The organism is Marinomonas rhizomae, from assembly GCF_003315485.1.
GTDB lineage: Bacteria > Pseudomonadota > Gammaproteobacteria > Pseudomonadales > Marinomonadaceae > Marinomonas > Marinomonas rhizomae.
Genome location: NZ_QNSE01000006.1, coordinates 154,916 through 179,576, shown reverse-complemented (window position 1 = coordinate 179,576; position 24,661 = coordinate 154,916). Strand labels below are relative to the sequence as shown.

At 42.2% G+C, this 24,661-nt stretch carries 22 protein-coding genes; 20 read left to right on the top strand and 2 right to left on the bottom strand.

Annotated features, from left to right (window positions below; genetic code table 11):
- Nucleotides 1-9 precede the first annotated feature (9 nt).
- The 8 genes from DFP80_RS09000 (at nucleotide 10) to DFP80_RS08960 (ending at nucleotide 10,262) form a co-directional block, all read left to right on the top strand.
- On the top strand, nucleotides 10-846 hold the full coding sequence (locus DFP80_RS09000) for an inositol monophosphatase family protein (protein ID WP_206610571.1): 837 nt from the start codon (nucleotides 10-12) through the stop codon (nucleotides 844-846).
- A gap of 418 nt (nucleotides 847-1,264) precedes the next feature.
- Nucleotides 1,265-2,149, top strand: a complete 885-nt coding sequence (locus tag DFP80_RS08995) for a substrate-binding domain-containing protein (protein WP_113916477.1) — start codon at nucleotides 1,265-1,267, stop codon at nucleotides 2,147-2,149.
- A gap of 58 nt (nucleotides 2,150-2,207) precedes the next feature.
- On the top strand, nucleotides 2,208-3,710 hold the full coding sequence (locus tag DFP80_RS08990) for a sugar ABC transporter ATP-binding protein (protein ID WP_113916476.1): 1,503 nt from the start codon (nucleotides 2,208-2,210) through the stop codon (nucleotides 3,708-3,710).
- Nucleotides 3,703-4,644: an ABC transporter permease gene (locus DFP80_RS08985; protein WP_113916594.1), complete on the top strand. Its 942-nt coding sequence runs from the start codon at nucleotides 3,703-3,705 to the stop codon at nucleotides 4,642-4,644. Before DFP80_RS08990 ends, DFP80_RS08985 begins: the two co-directional genes overlap by 8 nt.
- A 166-nt stretch (nucleotides 4,645-4,810) precedes the next feature.
- A complete protein-coding gene (locus DFP80_RS08980; protein WP_158601347.1) occupies nucleotides 4,811-5,767 on the top strand; it encodes a sugar kinase in 957 nt (318 codons plus the stop codon).
- A complete protein-coding gene (locus DFP80_RS08975) occupies nucleotides 5,768-7,057 on the top strand; it encodes a D-tagatose-bisphosphate aldolase, class II, non-catalytic subunit (protein WP_113916474.1) in 1,290 nt (429 codons plus the stop codon).
- A 41-nt stretch (nucleotides 7,058-7,098) separates the two neighbouring features.
- Entirely contained in the window at nucleotides 7,099-8,121 is a 1,023-nt protein-coding gene (locus tag DFP80_RS08970) for a LacI family DNA-binding transcriptional regulator (protein WP_147243844.1), read from the top strand.
- 416 nt (nucleotides 8,122-8,537) lie between these two features.
- Nucleotides 8,538-10,262 carry an ATP-binding cassette domain-containing protein gene (locus DFP80_RS08960; RefSeq protein WP_113916471.1) on the top strand — a complete coding sequence of 575 codons (1,725 nt, stop codon included), beginning with the start codon at nucleotides 8,538-8,540 and terminating at the stop codon, nucleotides 10,260-10,262.
- A gap of 123 nt (nucleotides 10,263-10,385) precedes the next feature.
- On the opposite strand, the gene paaX is transcribed toward DFP80_RS08960, so the two are convergent.
- Both paaX and DFP80_RS08950 read right to left on the bottom strand, forming a co-directional pair.
- On the bottom strand, nucleotides 10,386-11,309 hold the full coding sequence (gene paaX, locus DFP80_RS08955) for a phenylacetic acid degradation operon negative regulatory protein PaaX (RefSeq protein WP_113916470.1): 924 nt from the start codon (nucleotides 11,307-11,309) through the stop codon (nucleotides 10,386-10,388).
- A gap of 105 nt (nucleotides 11,310-11,414) precedes the next feature.
- Nucleotides 11,415-12,002 (bottom strand): phenylacetic acid degradation protein PaaY, encoded by a 588-nt coding sequence (locus tag DFP80_RS08950; protein WP_113916469.1) that lies wholly within the window; start codon nucleotides 12,000-12,002, stop codon nucleotides 11,415-11,417.
- Nucleotides 12,003-12,358: 356 nt separating this feature from the next.
- On the opposite strand from DFP80_RS08950, the gene paaF reads away from it, so the two are divergent.
- From paaF to paaZ, 12 genes are all read left to right on the top strand, one after another.
- Nucleotides 12,359-13,144 carry a 2,3-dehydroadipyl-CoA hydratase PaaF gene (gene paaF / locus DFP80_RS08945; RefSeq protein ID WP_113916468.1) on the top strand — a complete coding sequence of 262 codons (786 nt, stop codon included), beginning with the start codon at nucleotides 12,359-12,361 and terminating at the stop codon, nucleotides 13,142-13,144.
- 43 nt (nucleotides 13,145-13,187) lie between these two features.
- Entirely contained in the window at nucleotides 13,188-13,979 is a 792-nt protein-coding gene (gene paaG / locus DFP80_RS08940; RefSeq protein WP_113916467.1) for a 2-(1,2-epoxy-1,2-dihydrophenyl)acetyl-CoA isomerase PaaG, read from the top strand.
- Between the two features lie 2 nt (nucleotides 13,980-13,981).
- Nucleotides 13,982-15,520 (top strand): 3-hydroxyacyl-CoA dehydrogenase PaaH, encoded by a 1,539-nt coding sequence (gene paaH / locus DFP80_RS08935; protein ID WP_113916466.1) that lies wholly within the window; start codon nucleotides 13,982-13,984, stop codon nucleotides 15,518-15,520.
- The gene (gene paaI, locus DFP80_RS08930) at nucleotides 15,510-15,977 is read left to right on the top strand and encodes a hydroxyphenylacetyl-CoA thioesterase PaaI (RefSeq protein ID WP_113916465.1); all 468 of its coding nucleotides are present in this window, start codon (nucleotides 15,510-15,512) and stop codon (nucleotides 15,975-15,977) included. Before paaH ends, paaI begins: the two co-directional genes overlap by 11 nt.
- Entirely contained in the window at nucleotides 15,970-17,184 is a 1,215-nt protein-coding gene (gene pcaF, locus DFP80_RS08925; RefSeq protein ID WP_113916464.1) for a 3-oxoadipyl-CoA thiolase, read from the top strand. Before paaI ends, pcaF begins: the two co-directional genes overlap by 8 nt.
- Nucleotides 17,185-17,277: 93 nt before the next feature.
- Complete coding sequence (gene paaK / locus DFP80_RS08920) at nucleotides 17,278-18,597, top strand: phenylacetate--CoA ligase PaaK (RefSeq protein WP_113916463.1); 1,320 nt, start codon at nucleotides 17,278-17,280, stop codon at nucleotides 18,595-18,597.
- Between the two features lie 178 nt (nucleotides 18,598-18,775).
- Nucleotides 18,776-19,768 (top strand): 1,2-phenylacetyl-CoA epoxidase subunit PaaA, encoded by a 993-nt coding sequence (gene paaA, locus DFP80_RS08915; RefSeq protein WP_113916462.1) that lies wholly within the window; start codon nucleotides 18,776-18,778, stop codon nucleotides 19,766-19,768.
- A gap of 19 nt (nucleotides 19,769-19,787) precedes the next feature.
- Nucleotides 19,788-20,069: a 1,2-phenylacetyl-CoA epoxidase subunit PaaB gene (paaB, locus tag DFP80_RS08910; RefSeq protein ID WP_113916461.1), complete on the top strand. Its 282-nt coding sequence runs from the start codon at nucleotides 19,788-19,790 to the stop codon at nucleotides 20,067-20,069.
- Between the two features lie 7 nt (nucleotides 20,070-20,076).
- A complete protein-coding gene (gene paaC / locus DFP80_RS08905; RefSeq protein WP_113916593.1) occupies nucleotides 20,077-20,838 on the top strand; it encodes a 1,2-phenylacetyl-CoA epoxidase subunit PaaC in 762 nt (253 codons plus the stop codon).
- The gene (gene paaD / locus DFP80_RS08900) at nucleotides 20,825-21,358 is read left to right on the top strand and encodes a 1,2-phenylacetyl-CoA epoxidase subunit PaaD (RefSeq protein WP_113916460.1); all 534 of its coding nucleotides are present in this window, start codon (nucleotides 20,825-20,827) and stop codon (nucleotides 21,356-21,358) included. The genes paaC and paaD overlap by 14 nt, the downstream gene beginning before the upstream one ends.
- Before the next feature lie 36 nt (nucleotides 21,359-21,394).
- The gene (paaE, locus tag DFP80_RS08895) at nucleotides 21,395-22,468 is read left to right on the top strand and encodes a 1,2-phenylacetyl-CoA epoxidase subunit PaaE (protein ID WP_113916459.1); all 1,074 of its coding nucleotides are present in this window, start codon (nucleotides 21,395-21,397) and stop codon (nucleotides 22,466-22,468) included.
- Nucleotides 22,469-22,584: 116 nt separating this feature from the next.
- Nucleotides 22,585-24,654: a phenylacetic acid degradation bifunctional protein PaaZ gene (paaZ, locus tag DFP80_RS08890; protein ID WP_206610570.1), complete on the top strand. Its 2,070-nt coding sequence runs from the start codon at nucleotides 22,585-22,587 to the stop codon at nucleotides 24,652-24,654.
- The last annotated feature ends 7 nt before the right edge of the window (nucleotides 24,655-24,661 follow it).

Below are 24,661 nucleotides of genomic sequence, written 5' to 3'. Positions count from 1 at the left end.
GGAGGTGTTGTGTTAACACGTAAGCAAAAATCAGAGATGATAGAAATCGTTAGAGACGTTGCCAAGGCAGAAATTTTGCCTAGGTTTAGAAGGCTCTCGGATGGTGCTATATCGACTAAGACAAGCTTTGATGATCTTGTCACTGAAGCGGATGTTGCCTCTGAAAAAGCACTAACACAGCGCTTTCAAACGCTGTTACCTCACGCTGTCATCATTGGTGAAGAAGCTGTTTCGGAAGATGAGTCAGTATTAGATCAAATTGATACGGATGAACTGGTTGTTATCATCGACCCTATTGATGGGACATGGAATTTTGCCCATGGCTTATCCACCTTTGGTGTATTGATCGCGGCTATTTATCAAGGTGAGACCATTTACGGTTTGCTGTACGACCCTTTAAATGACGACTGGATTGAAACGAGTTTAGATGAAGGATCTTGGTTTGTTCGACCGGACCAATTGCCACGACGTTTAGCGCTAAGCGAGCAGCCTGTTGACTCTAAGTTGGTTGGATTTTTCTCGCCCTTTTTGTTTGAAGACAATGCTGTTCGCGAACGTGTTGCTGTTCAGCAAGTTAGCTATGCTCGCTCTTCTAATCTGCGTTGTTGCTGCCATGAATATAGAACAATGTCGCAGAATGGAGTTGATTTCTTTATTAGCCCTAAACCAAAGGTTTGGGATCATGCCGCAGGAATTCTTGCTTATCAGGAGTCGGGTGGCTATGTCTGCATGTTGGATGGAAGTCCCTATAAACCGACTGTTCGTAAAGGCGTGATTGTTGCTGGACGAACAGAGGCGATCCAAGAGCGTATAATGAAAGATTTTCAGTCTATCGACCTGATGTAGTAAGAGTAAATAGGGAATACTTACATTGCTTTGAACGGCTCTACTCCTTGAGGGTAGAGTAGTTTGTTTAATATTTAGTTCCAATCTAGATTTACCTTTCAATGATACTAGCATCATTCCAACTACCAGCCTTCTAGTTGCCTCAATAATTATCACAGCGGTTTAGTTTTTGACATTGCGATAGCAGGTCTAGATAAAGTGCAGTTATGTAGACATTACAAGCACAAGTTGAATCGACCCATAATGCTTTTAGGGTGGTTATGTAGAAGTAGGTAAGTTTTCATTTTTGTACACGAGTAAAAAAAATATTGACTCGCGTAAACTTAAAGGGTAATTTTCTTCACATCTACTATTAATAATTAATAGCTGGTTTGTGTTGGCGTAATACTTATAAAAATAAATGTACAGGAAAATCAAAATGAAAAACCTTAAACGTTTTACTGCAATTGCTGTGACTATTGCTTCCGCTTCTTTCAATCTCTATGCGAAAGATGAGCCTGTTGTTTGTGCTTCTCTTTTGACTCAATCCCATCCGTTTTATATCGCTTTAGGTAATGGCCTAAAAGAAGGTGCTAAGTTGCAACATATCAACTTAAAAGTTTCTGTGGCAAACCAAGATCTTGCTAAGCAAATTAACGATATAGAGGACTGTATTACTAAAAACGTAGACGCTATTGTTATATCCCCAGTGGATTCTAAGGGAATTCGTGGGCCGCTGAAAAAAGCTGAACGTGCAAATATCCCTGTCATTACCGTTGATATTGGTGCTGAAAATAGCAAAATTGTATCGCATATTGCGACCGATAATTACGGTGGCGGTGCTGTTGCAGGTAAATTAGCGGTGAAACAGTTGGGCGGTAAAGGGCAAGTTGTCATGCTGTCTTATCCTGGTATTTCTTCCGTAGAAGCCAGATTGCAAGGTTTTCGTGATGCTGTAGCAGATACTGATATCAAAATCGTTGCGGTTCAACCAGGCAAAACTCGTGAAGAGTCTATGACGTCAACTATTAATATGTTGCAAGCAAATCCTGAGACGGACCTGATCTTTGCATTTGGTGATGACATGATGATTGGTGCTGGTCTTGCGGTTACTAAACAAAAATCCAAAGCGGTTGTTATTGGATTTGATGGTATGCCAGAGGGTATTAAAGCTGTAGACGAAAATGATCATATTATTGGTGTTGTGAAACAAGATGCAGATGCCATGGGTAAAACGGCAATGAAAGTCGTTGCAGATTATTTGAATGGCAAAGAAGTTAAGTCTGAATATCCGATTGTCCCTGTGCTTTATACAGGTAAGTAATTAACGGCGATAGAAATAGGGCTGATGTAGGCCCTATTTTTTTGTTCTGGAGCTATTGATGTCGAAAGTATTACTAGAAACAGTCGGGTTGTGTAAGCATTTTGGCGACAACAAGGCTGTAGATGGACTATCCATAAAGTTTCGAGCTGGAAAAGTGCACACGATTTTAGGGGAAAATGGTTGTGGTAAATCTACCACCCTTAAGATGCTAGCAGGCGTTCATGCACCTACATTTGGTAGTGTTTTACGCAATGGTAAAAATGTTGAGTTTAAATCACCTAGAGATTCTCGAGACAATGGCATCGCTATCATTTTTCAAGAGCTTTCTTTGTGTAACAACCTTACAGTTGCAGAAAATATATTTGCAAATAATGAACCCCATCGTTTTGGTGTGATTGATTCTAAAAAAATTCTTTCCGATGCTGAAGCAATTCTTAATAAATATCACATACCAATATCGGCAGAAATAAAAGTGGGTTCTTTATCAATGGCGCAACGTCAGTTGGTAGAAATTGCTAAAGGCTTAAGTTATCCATCTGATGTTGTTATTTTTGATGAGCCTACTTCATCATTATCTGATTCTGAAGTTGAGATTCTATTTAATATAATTTCCGAACTTAAATCTGAAAATAAATCCATTATTTATGTTAGTCATAAAATGGCTGAAATTATGCGTATTTCTGATGAAATAACCGTTATGCGCGATGGCCAATATATAGACACAGTTAATAAAGAAGAGACATCAATCGACCCTCTAATTACTATGATGGTGGGGCGAGAAATGAATGATATTTATCCATCAAAAAATGAGTCAGTATCAGAAATTGGTGACCTTGCCTTGAGTGTTAAATCTCTGACTAATCCTAATGCCTTTCATAATGTTAGCTTTGATCTTCATGCTGGTGAAGTGGTTGGTTTTTTTGGTTTAGTTGGTGCAGGACGATCTGATGTAATGAATGCTTTATTTGGCATGTTGCCATATGAAGGTGAAATTATTATTAAGGGCAAAAAGGTAACAATAGAAACTCCCATCATAGCGATTAAAAATGGTATTGCATTTGTTACTGAGAATCGAAAAGAAGAGGGCTTAGTACTCGATCACAGTGTGCATATTAATTGTAATTTGGCGAGTTTTGAGCGAATAGCAACCCGTGGTCTGATTAACGAGCAAGCAGAAGTTAGTCAAACCGAAGAAAGTATTAAGCGAATGAATATTCGAGTACAGAATAGACTCCAAAGCGTAGGGTCGCTGAGTGGCGGGAATCAGCAAAAAATCGTACTAGCTAAGTGGCTTGAAAGACAACCTGATATTTTGATCTTAGATGAGCCTACTCGTGGTGTAGATGTTGGTGCTAAATATGAAATCTATAGCATTATTCGTGAACTGACAGAAAAAGGAACTGCTGTCATTTTGGTTTCATCTGAGTTACCCGAGGTGATGAATATGAGTGATCGATTATTTGTTATGAGAGAAAAGAAATTAGTGAAAGAGTTTAAAACGAAAGGATTAACTCAAGATCAAGTAATGGTTTATGCAACGGGAGTTGATTCAAATGATTAAAGGTTTTTTTCGTGAATATGCTGGAATACTAGGCGGATTATTAATTTTATGCTTGGTTTCTTCTTTTTTATCCGAATATTTTTGGTCGGTAAATAACGTTACTAATATTGTATTACAAACATCTATTGTTGCTATTGTTGCCTTTGGAATGACATATGCAATTTTACTTGCTGGAATTGATTTGTCAGTTGGTTCTATTGTGGCACTAACGGGGCTGGTTTTAGTAATAGGATTAACAAATGGTTTGCCTTTTTCTCTGATGCTTCCAATAGCGCTTTTAGTTGCTGTGTTTTGTGGTTTTTCGAATGGACTTATTACCACTTGGTTAGGAGTTCACCCTTTTATTGTCACTATGAGTTTTATGGGAATTTGGCGTGGCGTCGCAATGTTAACCAGTGATGGTCAAGCTGTCTCTCTTTATGATAATGCACCTTTTGAATACATTTTTAACGGTTATCTTTTTGGTATCCCTTTCCCTATTATTATTTTGTTGTCGATGATAGCTCTGAATCATTTTGTCTTATCAAAGACAACTTTTGGACGTCGAGTTTATATTGTGGGTGGTAACCCAGAAGCCGCTGCTTATTCAGGTATTAACGTATCTAAAACCACTATTTACTCATATATGATCACAGGATTAATGGCTGGTGTGGGTGGTGTTATGTTGGCATCAAGAATGTTTTCTGCACAGCCAACAGCTGCAAATGGTATGGAGCTGGATGCCATTGCAGCTTGTGTGCTTGGTGGAACATCTCTTACCGGTGGCAGAGGTACAATTATTGGCACCTTAATTGGTGCTTTGATTATCGCTGTGCTTAGTAACGTTATGAGCCTGATGAATGTTGATTTTTTTGTTTCTCTTATTGTTAAAGGCGTTGTGATATTGATCGCTGTAGGAATTGATGTTTATAAGAATAAGAGAAAAGCAGCTTAGTGTTTTTATTTACTTAAGTGCTATAGGTGGTGATTATTTTCACAGCCATGTTTTCTAGACTGTTAATGAAAAAAATTAATTATAACCATCCTTGATGATTGTGTTATTTGAATTTTTTGTATCGCCATTTTACATTTTGGCAATATATATCTGTATAGGTAAAGTAATGAAAGAAGTAATCACTCTTGGTGAAGTTATTGTTGAAGTAATGGCTAAAAAAACGAACCAGCTATTTATTGAATCAGGTGAGTTTCTTGGGCCTTACCCTAGTGGTGCACCTGCTATTTTTATCAATCAAGTGGCTAAAATGAAAGTTCCAGCTTCGATCATTGGGTGTGTTGGGCAAGATGATTTTGGTAAGGTTTGTTTAAATCGACTTATAGAAAATGGCGTTAATACTAGTTTGATTGATGTTGATAATGAACTTCCAACAGGAACCGCCTTTGTTAGATACCAAAGCAATGGTAGCCGAAATTTTATTTTTAATATTCGTCATAGTGCCGCTGCTGCTTTTTATTTAACTGATGTTGCAAAAGAGCGCCTTTCTACTTGTGCTGTTCTGCATGTTATGGGGTCATCTATTTTTTCGCATGCTGTTATTAATATGGTACGCGAGGCGATTGAAATCGTAAGAAATAATGGTGGGAGAATATCTTTCGATCCTAATGTTAGGGAGGAGTTATTAAGTGATTCAACTTTGTTTGAATTTTTCAAAGAAGTTTTAGCCAATACCGATATCTTTTTGCCTAGTGGCGAAGAGTTATATGCTCTAACTAATAAGCAAACTTTAGAGGATGCGGTCGAATCGGCACTTGAATTGGGTGTTAGTGAAATCGTATTAAAACAAGGGGCTGATGGGTGTGCTTTTTATAGTCATAATGACTATTTCTTTATGCCATCTTTTTCTGTTGAAGAAATTGACGCGACTGGGGCAGGAGATACTTTTGGAGCTACTTATATTGCATGTCGTGAATTGGGATATTCACCAAAAAAATCTCTTGGTCTTGCTAATGCAAGTGGAGCCACGGCTGTATCTCATTGGGGGCCAATGGAGGGAGCATCATCAGAAGAAGAGCTTAATAAGTTTATCGATACTTTCATTGAATCTTTAGAGGAAATATAAATGTCTTCAACAGAAATACTAAAAAACATCGTCAAGCGTAATCGATCAGGTGAGCAGGTAGGTATTTATTCCGTATGCTCGGCAAATCGTTTTGTTTTAGAAGCTGCTATGCTGGAGGCGAAAGAAAATAATTCTCCATTACTTATTGAGGCGACTTGTAACCAGGTAAACCAAGACGGTGGTTATACCAATATGACCCCTGCTGACTTTCAAGCTTATATTTCAGAGGTGGCTAAGTCCGTTGATTATGATACTAATCAGCTTATTCTTGGTGGAGACCATTTGGGCCCAAATCCTTGGAAGCATCTTTCTTCTGCTGATGCTATGGAAAAGGCGATGGCACTTGTAGAAGCTTATGTTAAAGCGGGTTTTACTAAAATTCACCTAGATGCAAGTATGTCCTGTGCGGATGATGAGGTACCTTTGTCGTCGGAAACGATTGCTAAGCGTGCCGCTATTATGTGTCAGGCTGCTGAACGTGTCTCTTTATCGCAACAGAAACCTTATTACATAATAGGTACCGAGGTTCCTGTTCCTGGTGGTGCACAAGAGGATTTAGAAGAACTTCAGGTAACCTCTACTATAGATTTGGCCGATACCATTCATACTCACCGCGTGCTTTTCTCTAATCTTGATATTGACGATGCTTTTGATCGAGTGATTGGTGTTGTAGTGCAGCCAGGAGTGGAATTTGATCACTCAAGTGTTATTGAATATAACCCAGTAAAAGCAAAAGAGTTAAAGTCTGTTATTCACCAGTTTTCCGGAATGGTTTTTGAAGCTCATTCAACGGACTATCAATCGCAATCTTGTTTGAGTCATCTAGTAAGAGACCATTTTGCGATTCTAAAAGTGGGTCCAGGATTAACATTCGCATTTCGTGAAGCGGTATTTGCCTTAAGTTATATTGAAGATGAATGGATTGAACCTGAAAAACGTTCCAATATTCGAGAAGTGTTGGAGCAAACCATGGTAAATAATCCAAAGTATTGGGAAGGTTACTATCATGGGAATGAGCAAGATAAAATGTTTGCTCGTAAGTTTAGTTTTAGCGATCGCTCTCGCTACTACTGGAATCACGCTGATATTGAAGCAAGTTTGAAGGTGTTGATTCAGAATTTGACGGTATCTCCAGCTCCGTATCCATTGATTAGCCAATATATGTCTGCGCAATATATTGCATTAAGAAAAGGTGAGATAATGAACGATCCTGCCGTTTTCTTGCGGGAACGCATTCGTTCAGAGATAAAAATGTATGCTCAGGCATGTAATCAATTTTCTGTGAGCTAGTTTTTGCTTTTGTGGGTATTATTTTATGAGAGGACTTTTGATTGAAAAAAGTTAATACAATGGAAGAGTTTGCTGCGCTAGCTGGCGTATCTCGTCCTACGGCCTCTAAATATTTTGAAAAAAAAGACGCCGTTAGTCCTCGATCAAGAATGAAAATTGAGGCAATGCTAAAAGAAGTGGATTACCGTCCAAATCTTTTGGCGTCGCGCTTAATGCGTAAAGATTCGAAGATAATAGGGGTGTTAATTCCGTCTTTAGGAGATCCTTTTTACGCCTCTATTGTGCGTTCGATTGCTATGAACGCGCTGACTTACGGCTACTCAGTGATGATTGAGTGTTCTTATGGTGATCCTGCTCTTGAATCCAAGGCGATTGAAAATTTTCTTTCGGTGAAAGTGGCTGGCATTTGTTATGCGCCATCTGGGATTCGGCAAGTTGAAAAAAAGTTACATAGAATCCAGATGGAGTTGCCTTTGGTGTTTATTGATGCTGTTTTTGAAGGAGCCAATTACAGTGTCAGAAATAACAATAGGCAAACAATAGGTCTTATTACAGACTACATGCTTGGGGCAGGGCGACGTCCCGCTTTTTTTCCTATGCCGAATGTAAATAGTAATGCTCAGGAACGTTTGGACGTGTACCTTGACGCTATGAAAGCCAGTGATGAGTCTTCTATTATCCTTCCTGTCGGGCAAAGTTTGCGTTGGGATTTTGAGGAATGGGCGCGAGAAGAAGCTTTACGCATGATTCGATCTAATCAATTGGATGGAGACGCCATTATATGTGCCAATGATCGGGTGGCATTTGGGGTTATTTCAGCTATGTTTTCAGAAGGTTTGATAACATTTAAGGATCAAAATGCCTTGAGCATTTCAATATCAGGTCATGATAATCAGCCTTTAAGTAAGTTTACTTGTCCACCGCTAACGACGGTTGAACAGGATGTAGAAAACATAGGTAAATGTGCTATTGATATGATTATGAGCTTAATAGGTGTCATTCCAGATGAAATAGAGAGTCATATTAAGCTGGATGGCCGATTGATTATTAGAGAGTCTGCTTGATCTTCTATATGGAGTTAGTTCATCGTGTGGTGAAATAACGTTATGGAGTTTCATAACGTAGTTGTTCAGGAAGCTGCCGGCAGGGCCTTTCTTTTAAATTCAGGGTTCTGTAGGCGGTCAGCAATATGAGCCGCTGGCGCCAGGGTTAGATACGGTTTTGGGGTTAAATATCGTAACGTAACCACATAATGTAGCTTATTTTATTTAATATATGCAAGGAAGCATACTATGAATTTTTGTTTAGATATAAATAAATACTTAAACTATTATTTTGAGAATGTTAAATTTATCTCGATGGTTACTAAGTTAGATATAAGTAGCAGAAAATTTGAGTTAGGAAAATATTCTAGCTTTAGGCTCTGTTATGTCATATTCAGTGGTGAAGTTTCAACAATAGTCTCTATCGGAGGTGCTAGATGTTAAGCACCAGTCAAATATTTACGTCTTTTAAAATATGCGTAGACCTTCTTTTTAACTCAAAAAAATCGGCAAAATTGAAATTTTTCTATGCTTGTGCTTTAGACCTCATTGTCGTTTTATTTTCTGTTTCTGCTCCCATCCTTTTGAAAAAACTGATTGATGCTCTCGATTCGTCTGCTGATACGTCTGGTGTAGTATATTGGCTAGGAATTGGTTATGGAGCTATATGGCTATGCTCTGAACTGCTACTGAGGGTCAGAGCATACATAACAACAGAAGTGATAGAAGAGGCAAAAAATGAGGCTTTGAAACGGCTTTGTAAGAATTCAATATTTAAATTTGATTCTCGTTCTCGCCATATGCCTGCTGGAGAATTCTCTGCAAAAATGGCACAACTATTATACGCATTGCCGATATTTATCGATGGCCTTACATGGCAAGTAATTCCCCTAATTATAAGGCTAGTATTATCAGTAAGTGCGCTTGCTCTTTTTGCTCCGCTTATTTATTCAGCACTTCTCATTTTATGCGTTATTACTTTCTTATCTATATCTGTGTTCACTCATACTCATATCGGGGACAAACAACGTAGTGCTAACCTTGCAATGCAGCATACAAGTTCGACTATAATTGATGCCTTGAATAACAAAGAATTGACTATAGCTCACGCAACAGAGTTACATGAAATTGATAATATTTCAAAATCACTAGTCAATTCTAAACGAAGTGCTGTTAAGTCTATGGCATATACACAGTTGGTAAGTAGTACACAGATTTTATTTCTTGGAATTGGTTTATTAATTATTACTTTGAAATCCATTTTTGATGTAAAAAGTGGAGTATTAACTTTAGGTGGACTAGTTCAAATAAATGCGTATGTCCTCCAGTTTTTATTACCTGTAAGCTATTTTGGTATGGTTATTAGTGGTATTAAGCGCGCGTCCGTTGCATTAGAAGAAAATAGGTTATCTCTTATTGATAGTGAATTTCCTGAATGTTTACCTTCGTCTTTTCCTCTTAAGCCCAGTTCCATATCAATAACTAATTTTAAGTTAAAATCCAGTGATGGAAAAAGCTATCTGAAGGATATAAATTTAAATATTCTACCAGGAGAGTGTATTGCTCTTGTTGGTAATTCTGGTGCGGGGAAAACATCATTAATAAAGTCAATTATAGGGCTTGTGGAGCCAGAAAGTGGCTCAGTAAAAATTGACGATACATTAGTTACAAATAACTCTAGTCGAACACTACGTAAAAAAATTGGATATGTTCCTCAGGAACCCCATTTGTTCAATCGATCGTTGCTGGATAATATTTTTACTACTGAGACAACCTCGGCAGAACGTAATAAAATTCTCGATTTAAGTGGTATTACTCTGGATTCATTGGCGGCGAATATCGACAAAACTTGTGCTGACCTGTCAGGAGGGGAAAAGCAGCGTGTAGCATTTGCACGTGCCTTAGCTCGTAGCCCTTCTATTCTTATTCTTGATGAACCTAGCTCTTCTTTAGATGTGTATTATAGAGGAGTGATAAGTAATACATTGTTCACACAATGCAAAGACACCACTAGAATAATTGTCACTCATGATCTTGATTTAGCCAGTCAAGCTGATCGAGTGATTGTCATGGAGAGCGGGCGTATCATACAGAGTGGTTCCCACGACCAGTTAATAGAAGAAGATAATTGGTACAAAACATATTGGCATAAAAAGCGTTAGTGAAAAGTGGGTTTAGCTCATCTAATTGAGTGTCCTTATGACCTCGTAATAAGAAAGAAGGGGTAGCTGAATTAACTTTATATAGCGGTCAGTGTTGTTTGACCACTATATAAAGCTTGTTGCTTAGTTCAGTCCGCCAAATCTTTTATAAAAAGCTTGTGATGCTTCTGGAAGTGGGCCGTCGGCGGATTCTAGATTTCTCCCTAGCCATTGCTCTGCAGTTGGGGTGACTTTGCGGTAAATATTTCGACATAGCTGTCTTGCGGCTCTGCCCTCCCAGTCTCCCGGGAGGAGCTCTTCAGGTAGTTGTGGGTCTCGCAGCAAGAGCTTTCTGTATTCATGGATTAACAGAGTGCGAGTCAGGAAGCAGGATTCAGGGTCAAGATTGTCTTTTTCATCCAGTTCTTGCCATACAGGGCGAAACAGGTTGATGAATTCTTGGTAGTGAGCGCCAAGTTTATCGAGTTCCCAACAGTCTCTTACTAGCATTCGAATCTGTCTTCCTGCTAGCTCTTCTTGTTGATGTGTTTTAAATACAATGACTTTGCTTTGTAAACCAGATGAGGCTAAGACGGTATTTACGTCACTTAGATTGGTGTTTGGACTACCAATAAGCTGACCAGTTAGTACGCCAAAACCTTGCCAGTTGAGATCGTCTAGTAGCTGCTTTCTTTCCTCGGCAGACAATTGTTGTGTCATGATTAAACACCAAGAACCATCCCATACGGTTTGGTTGGTGCTGTACACGCGTCGGAAAGCTTGTTCAAACTTACGTCGACCGGAACCTGTTAAGCTGTAGTAACTTTTTCTTCCTACCTTGTCACTGGTCAGCCAGCCATCCTGAGTCAAACGAAAGATGGTGGTTCTCATTAATCGTTCGTTGATGCCCATTGGTTCAAGCAGCTTGATTAAACTGCCCAGCCAAACGGTACCGCCATGAGGCTCAATTGTATCGCCGTACAAAGTGATGACGAGAGAGGATGCTCGAATGGGTTTTTGCTGTTGAAAACGAGTGATTAACGTATCTAAAGTATTAATTCTGTTCATTGGTAACTGGTGATCCAGTGAGTTAAGCCAGCGGTTATTCTCTTAAACCTGTCCGGCTTAGTAAAGTGGAATAGTCTTAAAAGAGCAGACTAAGTGCATTATGAACTAGCTTTTTGGTTGATGTGACCGACTTTGCAGTGTTGGCCTATTTTCTTCTATGGCATTAAGTGGATTACATTCAACCATTGACGTTAGGCATCGTTTCGAGAGTTCTATGTATTCTCGTGTGCCTGTTTGCTTCCATTTTAATTCGTCATCTGTGACGGATCGAACGATTTTTCCTGGCGAGCCCATCACCAGAGATCTAGGTGGACAAGTAAAGCGATTCTTTATAAATGAGGATGCAGCAATGATTGAGCCTTCGCCGACTTCAGCATAGTCCATGACAACACTGTTCATTCCGATCAGGGCATCTTCACCAATGATACAGCCATGCAAAACGGCCCCATGACCAATATGCCCATGTTTACGAATGAGGGTATGGCTATCAGAAAAGCCATGAACAACACAGTTGTCTTGGATGTTTGACTCTTCTTCCATGGTAATACGTCCAAAATCCCCTCTTAAACAGGCGCCTGGACCAACATAACAGCCTTCTCCAATGATCACATCGCCAATTAGCGTCGCGGTTGGGTGTACGTATGCACTAGGGTGTACGACAGGTGTGACACCATCAATTTTGTAATAAGGCATGTTGATCCTTTTTTATTTGGTTCTTTATTTTTTTTATTTTAGATTATTTTGTGTCGATATGTTTTAAATTCTTTCGTTTTTTTACGTTAAAGTTGAAATTTATCAAGATTTATTTTTGCTTTAATGAATTTTAAATTATAGTTTTTAATTTTAAGTATTTGATTTTTAAATGAATTTTTAGTTAATGAGTTGGTTTTATTTGTTTGTCTAACTAAAGGGATACGTAAAAAGTTAAATTTATTATTGTTTTGTATCTGATTATGGTTCATCTTTATGTTGAGTGAAACGCGATTGAGTCCGATAAAGAGTGTTTGGCTGAGCGAATTAATAACAATAAGAACGAGTGTTTGAATTAAATGACAAATAAAAGTTACCAATCATTGGTGGTGCATCAGGTAGAGAGTGGGGTTCAGTTGGTACAGTTGAACCGTCCAGAAGCATTGAATGCATTAACGACAGAGCTATTGGCAGAATTATCCGCTGTTATGGATGTCGCTGAGGCATCGGGTGACATTCGGGTTTTGGTGCTAACTGGAAGCTCGAAAGCGTTTGCCGCCGGAGCCGATATTAATGAGATGGCAGAACGTGATCTCGTTGGTATGCTGAATGATCCGCGTCAGCAATATTGGCAGCGTATAACGCGTTTCTCTAAACCCGTTATTGCTGCCATTAATGGTTACTGTTTGGGGGGCGGCTGCGAGTTGGCCATGCATGCGGATATTCTAATTGCTGGTCGTGATGCGCAATTTGGTCAACCTGAAATCAATCTAGGTATCATGCCTGGAGCAGGCGGAACCCAGCGTCTTTTACGCGCTGTTGGTAAATCTCTCACCATGCAAATGGTGCTTACCGGTCAACCTATCAATGCCCAGCAGGCAAAAGATGCTGGTCTCATTAGTGAAATAACCCAACCTGAACTTACTGTTGCCAGAGCTTTGGCTTTGGCGAAAGTCATTGCGAGTAAAGGCAGCCTTGCTGTGCGCTTAGCAAAAGAATCCATTCTAAAAGGCATGGATACTGACTTAGCAACAGGCCTGCGTTTTGAACGCCATGCTTTTACTGTGCTGGCAGGTACTGAAGATAGAAAAGAAGGGATTATGGCGTTTAAAGAAAAACGCCAGCCAAACTTTTCTGGTCGCTAATTTTCTGGGTGTTATTTTTCAATTCTTAGAGAGGCAATAGAAAATGAGCTTCGAACATATTTTATATTCGGTTGATTCTGGTGTGGCATTACTGAGCTTTAATCGCCCCAAGGCGCTTAATAGTTTTAATGAGGCAATGCACCTTGAAGTACAGCAAGCCCTAAAGTCTGCGCTAAAAGATGAGCAAGTTAGAGTGCTGGTTTTAACGGCCGAGGGGCGAGGTTTCTGTGCCGGGCAAGATTTGTCTGATCGTAATGTTGATCCTAATGCTGCGTCACCTGATCTGGGTATTTCAATTGAACGTTTTTACAATCCACTGATTAAACAGTTACAGGCTTTTCCAATGCCAGTGATATGTGCGGTAAATGGTGTGGCGGCTGGAGCTGGGGCAAACATTCCGTTGGCTTGTGATCTAGTGATTGCGGCGCGATCCGCAAAATTCATTCAAGCATTCTGCAAGATTGGTTTGATACCAGATTCAGGTGGAACCTGGTTTTTGCCACGCTTGATCGGTATGGCAAGAGCCAAAGAGTTGGCCTTGTTAGGAGAACCACTTTTGGCGGAAAAAGCGCTGGAGTGGGGGATGATTTATAAAGTCGTAGACGATGAAAATTTGCGTGAAGAGGCAATGTCGTTGGCGCGTCGTCTGGCCACTCAGCCAACCAAAGGTTTGTCTTTTGTTAAGCGTGCACTCAATCAAAGTTTTGATCACGATTTCAATACGCAACTAGATGTTGAGCTTGATTTACAGCGCATGGCGGGTCAGACACAGGATTACCGTGAGGGCGTGAAAGCCTTTATGGAGAAACGTACTCCAGAATTTAAGGGGGAATAGTTGTGTCTGCTTTAAAGCAAAATACGGTTGTTGGGGTGATTGGTGCTGGCGCGATGGGAGCAGGGATTGCTCAAGTGGCTGCTCAAGCGGGTCATCAAGTAAAGCTTTATGACAACCGAGAAGGGGTTGCTCAAACAGCTATCGATTCAATGGCAAGGCAATTAGCTAAGTTAGTAGAACGTAAAAAGTTTACCGCAGGGCAAGTGCAGCAAATATTAGCTCGATTGGAGGTCGCGAACTCGCTGAACGATTTGGCGGATGCTGGATTGGTGGTAGAGGCTATCGTTGAAAAAATCGACGTCAAGAAAGCCATTTTTGATACGTTAGAGTCGGTTTGCTCTGCAGACTGTATTTTGGCCAGTAATACTTCTTCTATTTCTATTACCCGTTTAGCGTCGGGAATGAAGCACCCAGAACGTATGGTTGGCATGCATTTCTTTAATCCGGCTCCCATTATGAAACTGGTTGAAGTGGTGTCTGGCTTAGCAACCGATTCTGATGTTGCGGCCTGTGTTTATGAAACCGCTTTAAATTGGGGGAAAAAGCCGGTTTATGCGACCTCTACTCCTGGTTTTATTGTTAATCGAGTGGCTCGCCCTTTTTACGCTGAAAGTTTTCGCTTACGACAAGAGCAAGTGGCCGATTGTGCGACTCTGGATGCTTTGTTAAAGGGGGCTGGTGGTTTTCGAATGGGCGCTTTCGAACTGACCGATATGATAGGTCATGATGTGAATTATGCCGTCACCTGTTCTGTATTTGATGCTTATTATGGTGATTTTCGCTTTCAGCCTTCTTTGATTCAAAAAGACTTGGTCGATGCTGGATTTTTAGGGCGGAAAACTGGCCAAGGTTTTTATTCTTATCAAGAGGGGGCTGAAAAGCCTGAGGCTCAAGTTGTGTTTGTCTCGTCTTCTATGCATGCGGGCACGATACAGTGTGAAGTGTCTGAAAATGTTGGTCATCTGGCTGGGTTGGTTGAGCGTTTGTCTCAGGCAGGTGTTCAAGTAACACAAGTATCTGGATTAGCAAAAGGCTATATAAGAATTGGCCGAGCCTTGCTGGCATTAACCGATGGGCGTATGGCGTGTGAACGAGCCAAGGATGAACAGCTGAGCGATCTGGTTTTGGTGGACTTAGCTCTGCATTATCAAAGTGCAACTAACATTGCCTTGAGCCGTTCGGCATCGACATCCGAGGAGACGCTGAATGATGTTGTTCAGTGTCTTGATTTGGTTGGCATTAAAGTGAGTGAAGTGATGGATTCGCCAGCTTTGGTTGTGATGCGTACGGTCGCTATGTTGGCGAACGAATCGGCTGACGCCGTTTTGCAAGGTGTTGCGACTGCAGAGGGTGTCGATACGGCCATGTGTTTTGGCGTGAATTATCCAAAAGGTCCATTGGCATGGGCAGACTCTATTGGTATTGCTTATGTGGAAAGGGTGCTGCGTCACTTGCATCAATCTTATGGTGAGGACAGATATCGTCCTTCTTTATTAATGCGTCGTACCGCAATGTTAGGAGAAAGTTTTCATGACCAATAATAAGCTGACTGAAGAGCAGGTGAAAATGGAGCTTGCCGAGCGTTGTGCGCAAACCTTGTATCAGCAGGATGTTGCCAGTCGGCATTTAGGAATTGAGTTACTATTTTCTGCACCAGGTCAGTCTAAAGTTCGCATGATAGTGCAAGACTTTATGTTGCAAGGCTATAAAACGTGCCACGGAGGTTACATGTTTACCTTGGCCGATTCGGCTTTTGCGTTTGCTTGTAATACCTACAATCAACCAACCGTAGCGCTTGGTTGTTCTATTGATTTTGTCGCTCCTGCTTTTCAGGGTGATGTGCTTGTCGCAAGTTGTCGTGAGCAAAGTCGTGGTGGGCGTACAGGAAACTACGACGTAGAGATTTATAATCAACAAGATCAATTGATCGCTATATTTCACGGTAAATCTTACCGCGTTAAAGGCGAGATACTGTCACAGGAGAACGCAAATGACTGATGCTCTTATTATTGATGCTATCCGTACGCCGGTTGGGCGCTATGGTGGCGCGCTTTCTAAAGTCAGAGCAGACGATTTGGGGGCGATTCCAATAAAATCTCTTATGGATCGAAACCCGACGGTCGATTGGTCAAAAGTAGATGATGTCTTGTATGGTTGTGCGAACCAAGCGGGTGAAGATAATCGCAATGTGGCGCGTATGTCTTCTTTGTTGTCTGGTCTTCCACACAGTGTTCCGGGTTCAACAATCAATCGTTTGTGTGGTTCTGGTATGGATGCGGTTGGCTTGGCAGCCAGAACAATTCGTGCTGGTGAGGCGGGGTTGATGATTGCGGGAGGGGTTGAGTCTATGTCGCGAGCGCCATTTGTCTTGGGGAAAGCGGATCAGGCTTTTTCTCGCCAAGCGGATATGTATGACACAACGATAGGTTGGCGCTTTGTTAATAAGTTAATGGCAGATCAGTTTGGCGTGCACTCTATGCCTGAAACCGCTGAAAATGTAGCGGAGGAGTTTAATATTTCCCGCGTAGACCAAGACGTATTTGCTTTGCGAAGTCAGCAAAAAACGGCAGTCGCTCAACAAAATGGACGTTTGTCGAAAGAGATCATCCCGGTTGTTATTCCGCAACGAAAAGGGGGCCCCATTGTTGTTAGTCAAGATGAGCATCCTCGTGCGGACACCAGTTTGGAGGCTTTGTCGAATCTCTCGACACCGTTTCGTCGAGATGGTAAAGGCACAGTGACCGCAGGTAATGCATCAGGTGTTAACGACGGCGCTTGCGCCTTGTTGTTGGCAAGCGAAGAAGCCGCAGCAACCTATGGTTTAAAAGCGCGTGGTCGAATATTAGGTATGGCGGCGGCAGGGGTTGAACCTCGTATTATGGGAATAGGCCCTGCGCCAGCGTCTAAAAAGGTACTCGAGCAAGTGAGTCTTACTTTAGAGGATATGGATGTTATTGAATTAAATGAAGCCTTTGCATCGCAAGGCTTAGCGGTATTACGCGAGCTTGGTTTAGCAGATGACGATGCTCGCGTGAATCCAAATGGCGGTGCCATCGCATTAGGTCATCCATTGGGGATGAGTGGCGCGCGATTGATTACCACGGCGTTAAATGAGTTGGAAATTAAGGATAAGCGTTATGCTTTATGCACCATGTGCATTGGTGTTGGGCAAGGGATAGCGATGGTGATTGAGCGACTTAATTAACTCAGCAGTCAAAATAATAAGGTTGTGTCACCAAAAAAAATAATGCAGCCATGAATACTAAATTCTAAAAATAATAACAGAGAGAGCGCAACAATGGATATTCGTAGTCGGTTTAATCCAGATCAACTTGATCCAATGGAAACAGCCAGTATTGATGAGTTGCGAGCTCATCAACTAGAGCGTTTGCAGTGGACTGTTCGTCATGCTTATAGCAATGTTCCTATGTATAAGCAGCGTTTTGATCAGTTGGGTTTGCACCCAGATGATATTAAAACCTTGGACGATCTTGCCAAACTTCCTTTCACTACAAAATCAGATCTACGAGATAGCTATCCGTACGGTATGTTTGCAACACCGATGAATCAAGTGGTTCGCCTTCACGCATCAAGCGGAACGACAGGTAAGCCAACGGTCGTAGGATACACCCAGAATGATATTGATAATTGGGCCAACATTGTGGCGCGTTCGATCCGTGCGGCGGGTGGGAAAAAAGGCGATATGTTACACAATGCGTATGGTTACGGCCTGTTTACGGGTGGTTTGGGAGCTCATTATGGCGCCGAACGTCTTGGTTGTACGGTTATTCCTATGTCTGGTGGACAAACCGAAAAGCAAGTGCGCCTGATTCAAGACTTTCAGCCTGACATTATTATGGTGACGCCCTCTTATATGTTGAATTTGCTAGACGAAATGGAAAAACAAGGTATCGATCCGCTTGGGCTTAAGTTGCGTTTAGGTATTTTTGGTGCCGAGCCGTGGACACAAGAATTACGTCGTTCGGTAGAAGAGCGTGCAGGTATTCGTGCTATGGATATTTATGGCTTGTCTGAAATTATGGGGCCTGGAGTGGCGATGGAGTGCGCAGAAAGTCAGGATGGACCTACGGTATGGGAAGACCATTTCTATCCTGAAATTGTTGATCCGAATACGGGTGAGGTGTTGCCAGATGGTGAGATGGGCGAGTTGGTATTTACCAGCTTAAGCAAAGAAGCCTTGCCGATGATTCGTTACCGCACGCGCGATTTAACTCGACTATTACCGGGGACCGCTCGTCGCATGCGCCGCATCGATAAAATTACTGGTCGTAGCGACGACATGATGATTATTCGCGGTGTGAATGTTTTTCCAACACAAATTGAAGAAGAGGTAATTAAAGTAAATCACTTTTCAGAAAACTATGAAATACACTTGTATCGTAATGGAAACATGGATGGTGTGGATGTGCATGTTGAGCTGCGTCCCGAGTGTGCTGGCTTTGATGAGCAAAAAGTCCATGGTGCCATTAACGAATTGCGTCACCACGTAAAGTCGTCGATAGGAATCAGCATTAACGTTAAGGTAAGAGATATAGGTAGTATAGCTCGTTCAGAGGGCAAGGCTAGACACGTTTACGACAAACGAATTTCCGCTTAATTAAGCTTTTTATTTAATAGAGTGTAACCTCTTACTTTAAGAGGTTACCGCTTTTTGTTGTCTGAAATTTGGAGGTTTAAGTGATACATAAAATTAAAATATATCTTGAATTTATGTATCGTTAGTCTATTCTCTTATTAATGAAGTGATTTGTTTTTACGATATTGGAGACGTTCTTATGTACGCGCAACAAGTTGAAACAGGGACAAAAGCAATAAAATCCCTAGCTGAAATGGGGCCAGAAGAAAGGGCATTTCAGGAAAAAATTGATGCCGAGATTAAAATCGAGGCTAAAAACTGGATGCCAGATAACTATCGCAAAACCTTGATCCGTCAAATTTCCCAGCATGCTCATTCTGAAATTGTTGGGATGTTGCCAGAAGGTAATTGGGTGACCCGTGCGCCAACTTTGAAGCGAAAGTTACAACTAATGGCCAAAATTCAAGATGAAGCGGGCCATGGTTTGTATCTATATAGCGCGATGGAAACGCTCGGTGCGGATCGTGATGAAGAGATTGAGAAGCTTCATTCTGGGCGTGCTAAGTATTCGAGCATTTTTAACTATCCAACACTTAATTGGGCCGATATGGGCGCTGTGGGGTGGTTGGTTGATGGCGCTGCGATTGTCAATCAGGTACCCCTTCAGCGTACTTCGTATGGACCTTACTCCCGTGCCATGATCCGAGTTTGTAAAGAAGAAAGCTTTCATCAGCGTCAAGGTTACGAAATCCTGTTGCACATGATGCGCCATGGCATCCAGGCACAAAAAGACATGGTGCAGGATGCGATCAATCGCTTGTGGTGGCCGTCATTAATGATGTTTGGCCCAAGTGATGCGGAATCTCCTAACTCGGCTCAGTCTATGGCATGGAAAATCAAGCGCCATACGAATGATGAGCTACGCCAACGCTTTATTGACCAAACCATACCGCAATTAGAGCTATTGGGTTGCTCGGTTCCAGATCCTGATTTGAAATGGAATGAAGAGCGTGGTCATTACGATTTTGGTGAAATTCAGTGGAAAGAATTCTACGAGGTTCTCAAAGGCAATGGCCCTTGTAATCGAGAGCGTTTGGAAACACGTCGAAATGCGATTCAGGACGGAGCTTGGGTGCGGGAAGCGGCAGTGGCTCATGCAAATAAAAAACAAAAACAACAGGCTGCTGCCTAATTTATTAGAGGTATCTCTCATGTCTGAATGGACACTTTTTGAAGTATTTATCCGTAGTAAACATGGTCTAAATCACAAGCATGTTGGCAGTGTTCACGCCGTAGATGCCGAAATGGCGATTGAAAATGCCCGTGATCTTTATACTCGACGAAATGAAGGTGTGAGTATTTGGGCCGTACCATCAGCCTCAATAACCGCTACTGCAAGTGATGAAAAAGAACCTTTATTCGATCCATCGGAAGACAAAGTTTATCGTCATGCCAGCTTTTATGAGCTGCCAGATGAAGTCGGGCATATGTGAGGTGGTTATGACTAAATACGATGAATTAACCGAATTTTTGTTGCGCCTTGGCGATAGTGCTTTGATTCATGCTCAGCGTCTTTGTGAGTGGACAGGGCGTGCTCCAGCGCTTGAAGAAGAAATGGGTATGATGAACGTTGGCCTTGACTTAGTTGGCCAGGCTCGCAATTGGTATGAATACGCCGCCGAACGAATTAACGATGGAACGGATGCTGACACATTAGCTTTTCGCCGCGATGAACGTGCGTTCCGTAATTTGTTGTTGGTAGAACAGCCTAATGGTGATTTTGCCGTCACTATGACGAAGCAATTTTTTTATGACGCTTGGCAATTTCATCTACTTACGATGTTAAAAGACGCAGGTGATGAACGTATTGCGGCGATTGCAACCAAGTCACTAAAAGAGGTGACTTATCACTTGCGTCGCTCATCTCAATGGGTTGAGCGTTTGGGTGACGGTACCGAAGAAAGCCATCAGCGCATGGAAAAAGCGATCGATACCGTTTGGCGCTTTACCTTTGAATTGGTTGAAAAAAGCGACGCTGAATTGGTTTTGTCTGAATCAGGAAATATTCCAGCGCTTAGCGAATTGCCGGAACAATGGCTGGCGACAGTAAACAACGTATTCGCTAAAGCGACGTTAACGGTTCCTGATGAACCAAGCGCTTTCTACTTGAGTGCTCGAACCGGTATGCACTCAGAGCATCTGGGGATGTTATTGGCAGAAATGCAGTTCTTGCAACGAGCTTATCCCGATGCCAGCTGGTGAGTTAATTGCCACCGACCAACAAGGTCGTTCAGGGGGCGAGGCCGATATCCAGTATGCATATAGCGTGCTGGAAGAGGTTATGGATCCTGAAGTACCCGTGGTTAGCGTGATGGATCTAGGCATTGTGCGAGACATTAGTTGGGCAGATGGGCATCTTTTTGTGGTGGTTACCCCAACGTATTCAGGCTGTCCTGCCACGGAATATATTGAAACCTCGATACGTGATGCACTGCAAAATGCCGGTTTTTCACACCCTAAAGTCGCGCAGCGTTTAGACCCTGCGTGGACAACGGATTGGATTAACGAACAAGGGCGAAATCGCCTTAAAGCTTATGGAATTGCACCTCCGGTCGGGAGCTCAAGTAAACGCTCTTTGTTGTCGGGAATTACACCAGTTGAATGTCCAAATTGTGGCAGTGAAGACACTGAACAATTAAGTGAATTCGGCTCGACAGCCTGCAAGTCCTTGTATCGGTGTAAGTTTTGTTTAGAACCGTTTGATTATTTTAAATGCATTTGAGCCATAGATAAAAATAACGTGGCCGTGGAGACACAGATGAATCAATTTCACTCACTTACTGTTTCAGATTTACGTCGTGAAACTCGTGATTCTATTTCGCTCGCTTTTGATATCCCTGAGGATTTAGCGCAAAGCTATCAATTTAAACAAGGTCAATTTTTGACGTTGCGTACTCAAATTGATGGTCAAGAAGTACGTCGTTCTTATTCTATTTGTAGTGGTGTTCAAGACAATGAAATGCGCGTCGCCATAAAGCGTGTGCCTGATGGGCTTTTTTCTACCTTTGCTAATGATTCGATCAAGGTCGGTGATGTTCTTGAGGTAATGCCACCGCTAGGGCATTTTTATTCAGAGCTTGATCCAGTTCGACGTGGTGACTATTTGTTGGTTGCCGCAGGCAGCGGTATTACTCCAATTCTATCCATTGCAAAAACGACTTTGGCCGCTGAGCCGCACAGCAAAGTCACGCTTTTATATGGTAATCGCTCCACGTCTTCCACCATGTTTCGAGATCAACTTGCCGATTTAAAAAACACGTACATGGATCGGTTGAATCTGATTTTCGTTTTGAGTCGTGAACAGCAAGATATTGATTTGTATAACGGTCACATTGATGAAGATAAATGTCGTGCCTTGTTTGAGCGTTGGGTAAATGTGAAGACACTGGCTGGGGCCTTTATTTGTGGCCCTCAATCCATGACGGAAACGGTGAGAGATTTATTAAAAGAGTCTGGTACACCAGAAGAAAAAATCCACTTTGAACTGTTTGCCGCAGCAGGTAATGAGCGCAAACGAGAGCAGCGTGCACACGCAGCTGCTAATGCAGATATGTCGGAAATCACCGTCATTCGTGATGGTCATGCAATGAACTTTGACTTGAAGCAGAATACCGAAAATTTGCTGAATGCGGGTAACGATCAGGGTGCAGACTTGCCGTTCTCGTGTCGAGCCGGTGTGTGCTCTACCTGTAAATGTAAGGTGGTTGAAGGCGAAGTGGATATGGACATCAGTATTGGTCTGGAAGACTACGAAGTGGAAGCGGGTTATGTGCTTTCTTGCCAGTCTTACCCTGTGTCTAAAAAGGTTGTGCTGGATTTTGACCAGATATAAGTCTATGGGGCGGCCCAGCCGATCACAAAGACGATTTAACACATAAAAAAATACGATCGATGCATCATAAAAACAACAAAGATGACGGTGGCTTTATGTCACTGATGGAGAGCACTATGAGCCCAAGCTCTGTTTTACAAAGCCCAGTTCTACAAAGTTTTATTGCTGGGGAGTGGTTAGGGAAGCAAGCTGGACAAGCGTTAGCTAGCCCTGTTAACGGTGAAGTAATTTATCATACGCACGCTGAAGCTATTGATTTTGGTTGTTCACTGGAGTTTGCCCGTACCAAAGGGCGTGCTTCTTTAATGGTAATGGATTTCCAGAGTCGCGCATCTTGTTTACGTGACTTAGGCAAATATTTACTTGAGCACAAGGAGTCGTTATACGCAACTTCGCTGTTAACTGGCGCGACTCGCAATGACAGCTGGGTCGACATAGAAGGTGGTGCAGGTACGCTGTTTGCTTATGCGAGTGTCGGCCGACGTGAGTTGCCATCGGGTAACCTGATTCATGAAGATGATGCCTTTCCTTTAGGTCGTGATGGGCAATTTTTTGGCTCACATATTTTGGTGCCTCGCCAAGGTGTTGCCGTACATATCAATGCGTTTAACTTCCCGATTTGGGGCATGTTAGAAAAATTCGCCGCTAACTTTTTGGCGGGTATGCCCTGTATTGTTAAGCCTGCGACCTCTACCTCGTATCTGACTGAGGCTTGTGTGCGTCTGATGCAAGAGTCTGGTTTATTGCCTGAAGGCAGTTTGCAGTTAATCATTGGACGTACTGGCGATTTATTAGATCGTTTGGATGGTCAAGATGTAGTGACTTTTACGGGCTCTGCGAGCACCGCTGCTAAATTAAAAATCACACCGAATATTATCAATAACTCTATTCCTTTTAATGCCGAAGCCGATTCGTTGAACTGTGCCATTTTGGCTCCTGATGTATCAGCAGATAGCCCTGAATTTGATCTTTTCATTAAAGAAGTAGCACGTGAAATGACGGTGAAAGCAGGGCAGAAATGTACTGCGATTCGTCGTGTTATGATTCCTGAAAATCAAGTTCAGGCCGTCTCCGAGCGCTTAACCGCACGCCTTGCCAAAGTGTCTATTGGCGATCCTCATTTAGACACAGTACGCATGGGCGCATTGGCATCTTTTGAGCAAAAAGTAGATGTATTGGCGCAGCTTGAAGCGTTATTAAAAAGTAGTCAGCTTGTTTATGGTCATGAAGACGGCTTTGAGCTTTTAGGTAAAGGTTCTGAGAAAGGTGCGTTTATACAGCCGACCTTGTTGCTGAGTAATGATCCAGATGCAGAAGGCGGCGCGCATGACATTGAAGCGTTCGGTCCAATCAGCACCCTAATGCCTTATAAAAATATCGACCATGCTATTGCGCTTGCGGCGCGTGGTAAGGGATCTTTGGTAACAACATTAGTAACTCAAGACCCTGAGATTGCGAGAAAAGTGGTGCCTGCTTTAGCGGCTTGGCATGGCCGAGTACATATTCTTAATGAAGCCTCCTCCAAAGAATCCACTGGACACGGTTCTCCACTGCCGATGTTAAAACACGGTGGTCCAGGACGGGCTGGTGGTGGTGAAGAATTAGGTGGTATACGCGGCGTTAAACATTATATGCAACGTGCTGCTATTCAGGGTTCACCAACCATGTTGTCAGCGGTCACTGGAGAATATGTTCGTGGTGGTGAAACTTATGAAAGTGATGTGCATCCATTCCGTCGTTATTTCGAAGACCTTCGCATTGGCGAGTCTTTACTGACTCATCGACGAACTGTCACGGAAACTGACATAGTGAATTTTGGCTGTTTATCTGGTGATCATTTTTACATGCACTTCGATGATATTGCTGCCCGTGACTCTCAATTTGAACAGCGTATTGCCCATGGTTATTTTGTTTTATCGGCTGCCGCTGGTTTATTTGTTTCCCCTGGAGAAGGTCCGGTATTGGCAAATTATGGTTTGGATACTTTGCGCTTTATCACTCCCGTTCCAATTGGCGACACCATTCGCGCACGTTTAACCTGCAAACGCAAAATCGATCAAGGCAAGTTAAGCCCGAAAGGCGAGCCACAAGGAGTGGTGGTTTGGGATGTTCAAGTCACTAATCAACATGAAGAGTTGGTCGCTAGTTATGACATTTTAACCTTGGTTAAGAAGCAATTTGTTTGATGCCGAC

Excerpts from the sequence above, each read along its gene's own strand:
- paaE (WP_113916459.1), top strand. The coding sequence starts at position 21,395 with ATGAATCAATTTCACTCACTTACTGTTTCAGATTTACGTCGTGAAACT.
- paaK (WP_113916463.1), top strand. The coding sequence starts at position 17,278 with ATGGATATTCGTAGTCGGTTTAATCCAGATCAACTTGATCCAATGGAA.
- paaX (WP_113916470.1), bottom strand. The coding sequence starts at position 11,309 with ATGAACAGAATTAATACTTTAGATACGTTAATCACTCGTTTTCAACAG.
- DFP80_RS08990 (WP_113916476.1), top strand. The coding sequence starts at position 2,208 with ATGTCGAAAGTATTACTAGAAACAGTCGGGTTGTGTAAGCATTTTGGC.
- paaD (WP_113916460.1), top strand. The coding sequence starts at position 20,825 with ATGCCAGCTGGTGAGTTAATTGCCACCGACCAACAAGGTCGTTCAGGG.
- DFP80_RS08960 (WP_113916471.1), top strand. The coding sequence starts at position 8,538 with ATGTTAAGCACCAGTCAAATATTTACGTCTTTTAAAATATGCGTAGAC.
- paaZ (WP_206610570.1), top strand. The coding sequence starts at position 22,585 with ATGAGCCCAAGCTCTGTTTTACAAAGCCCAGTTCTACAAAGTTTTATT.
- paaG (WP_113916467.1), top strand. The coding sequence starts at position 13,188 with ATGAGCTTCGAACATATTTTATATTCGGTTGATTCTGGTGTGGCATTA.
- DFP80_RS08975 (WP_113916474.1), top strand. The coding sequence starts at position 5,768 with ATGTCTTCAACAGAAATACTAAAAAACATCGTCAAGCGTAATCGATCA.
- paaC (WP_113916593.1), top strand. The coding sequence starts at position 20,077 with ATGACTAAATACGATGAATTAACCGAATTTTTGTTGCGCCTTGGCGAT.
- DFP80_RS08950 (WP_113916469.1), bottom strand. The coding sequence starts at position 12,002 with ATGCCTTATTACAAAATTGATGGTGTCACACCTGTCGTACACCCTAGT.
- paaI (WP_113916465.1), top strand. The coding sequence starts at position 15,510 with ATGACCAATAATAAGCTGACTGAAGAGCAGGTGAAAATGGAGCTTGCC.
- paaB (WP_113916461.1), top strand. The coding sequence starts at position 19,788 with ATGTCTGAATGGACACTTTTTGAAGTATTTATCCGTAGTAAACATGGT.
- paaF (WP_113916468.1), top strand. The coding sequence starts at position 12,359 with ATGACAAATAAAAGTTACCAATCATTGGTGGTGCATCAGGTAGAGAGT.
- DFP80_RS08980 (WP_158601347.1), top strand. The coding sequence starts at position 4,811 with ATGAAAGAAGTAATCACTCTTGGTGAAGTTATTGTTGAAGTAATGGCT.
- pcaF (WP_113916464.1), top strand. The coding sequence starts at position 15,970 with ATGACTGATGCTCTTATTATTGATGCTATCCGTACGCCGGTTGGGCGC.
- paaA (WP_113916462.1), top strand. The coding sequence starts at position 18,776 with ATGTACGCGCAACAAGTTGAAACAGGGACAAAAGCAATAAAATCCCTA.
- DFP80_RS08985 (WP_113916594.1), top strand. The coding sequence starts at position 3,703 with ATGATTAAAGGTTTTTTTCGTGAATATGCTGGAATACTAGGCGGATTA.
- DFP80_RS08995 (WP_113916477.1), top strand. The coding sequence starts at position 1,265 with ATGAAAAACCTTAAACGTTTTACTGCAATTGCTGTGACTATTGCTTCC.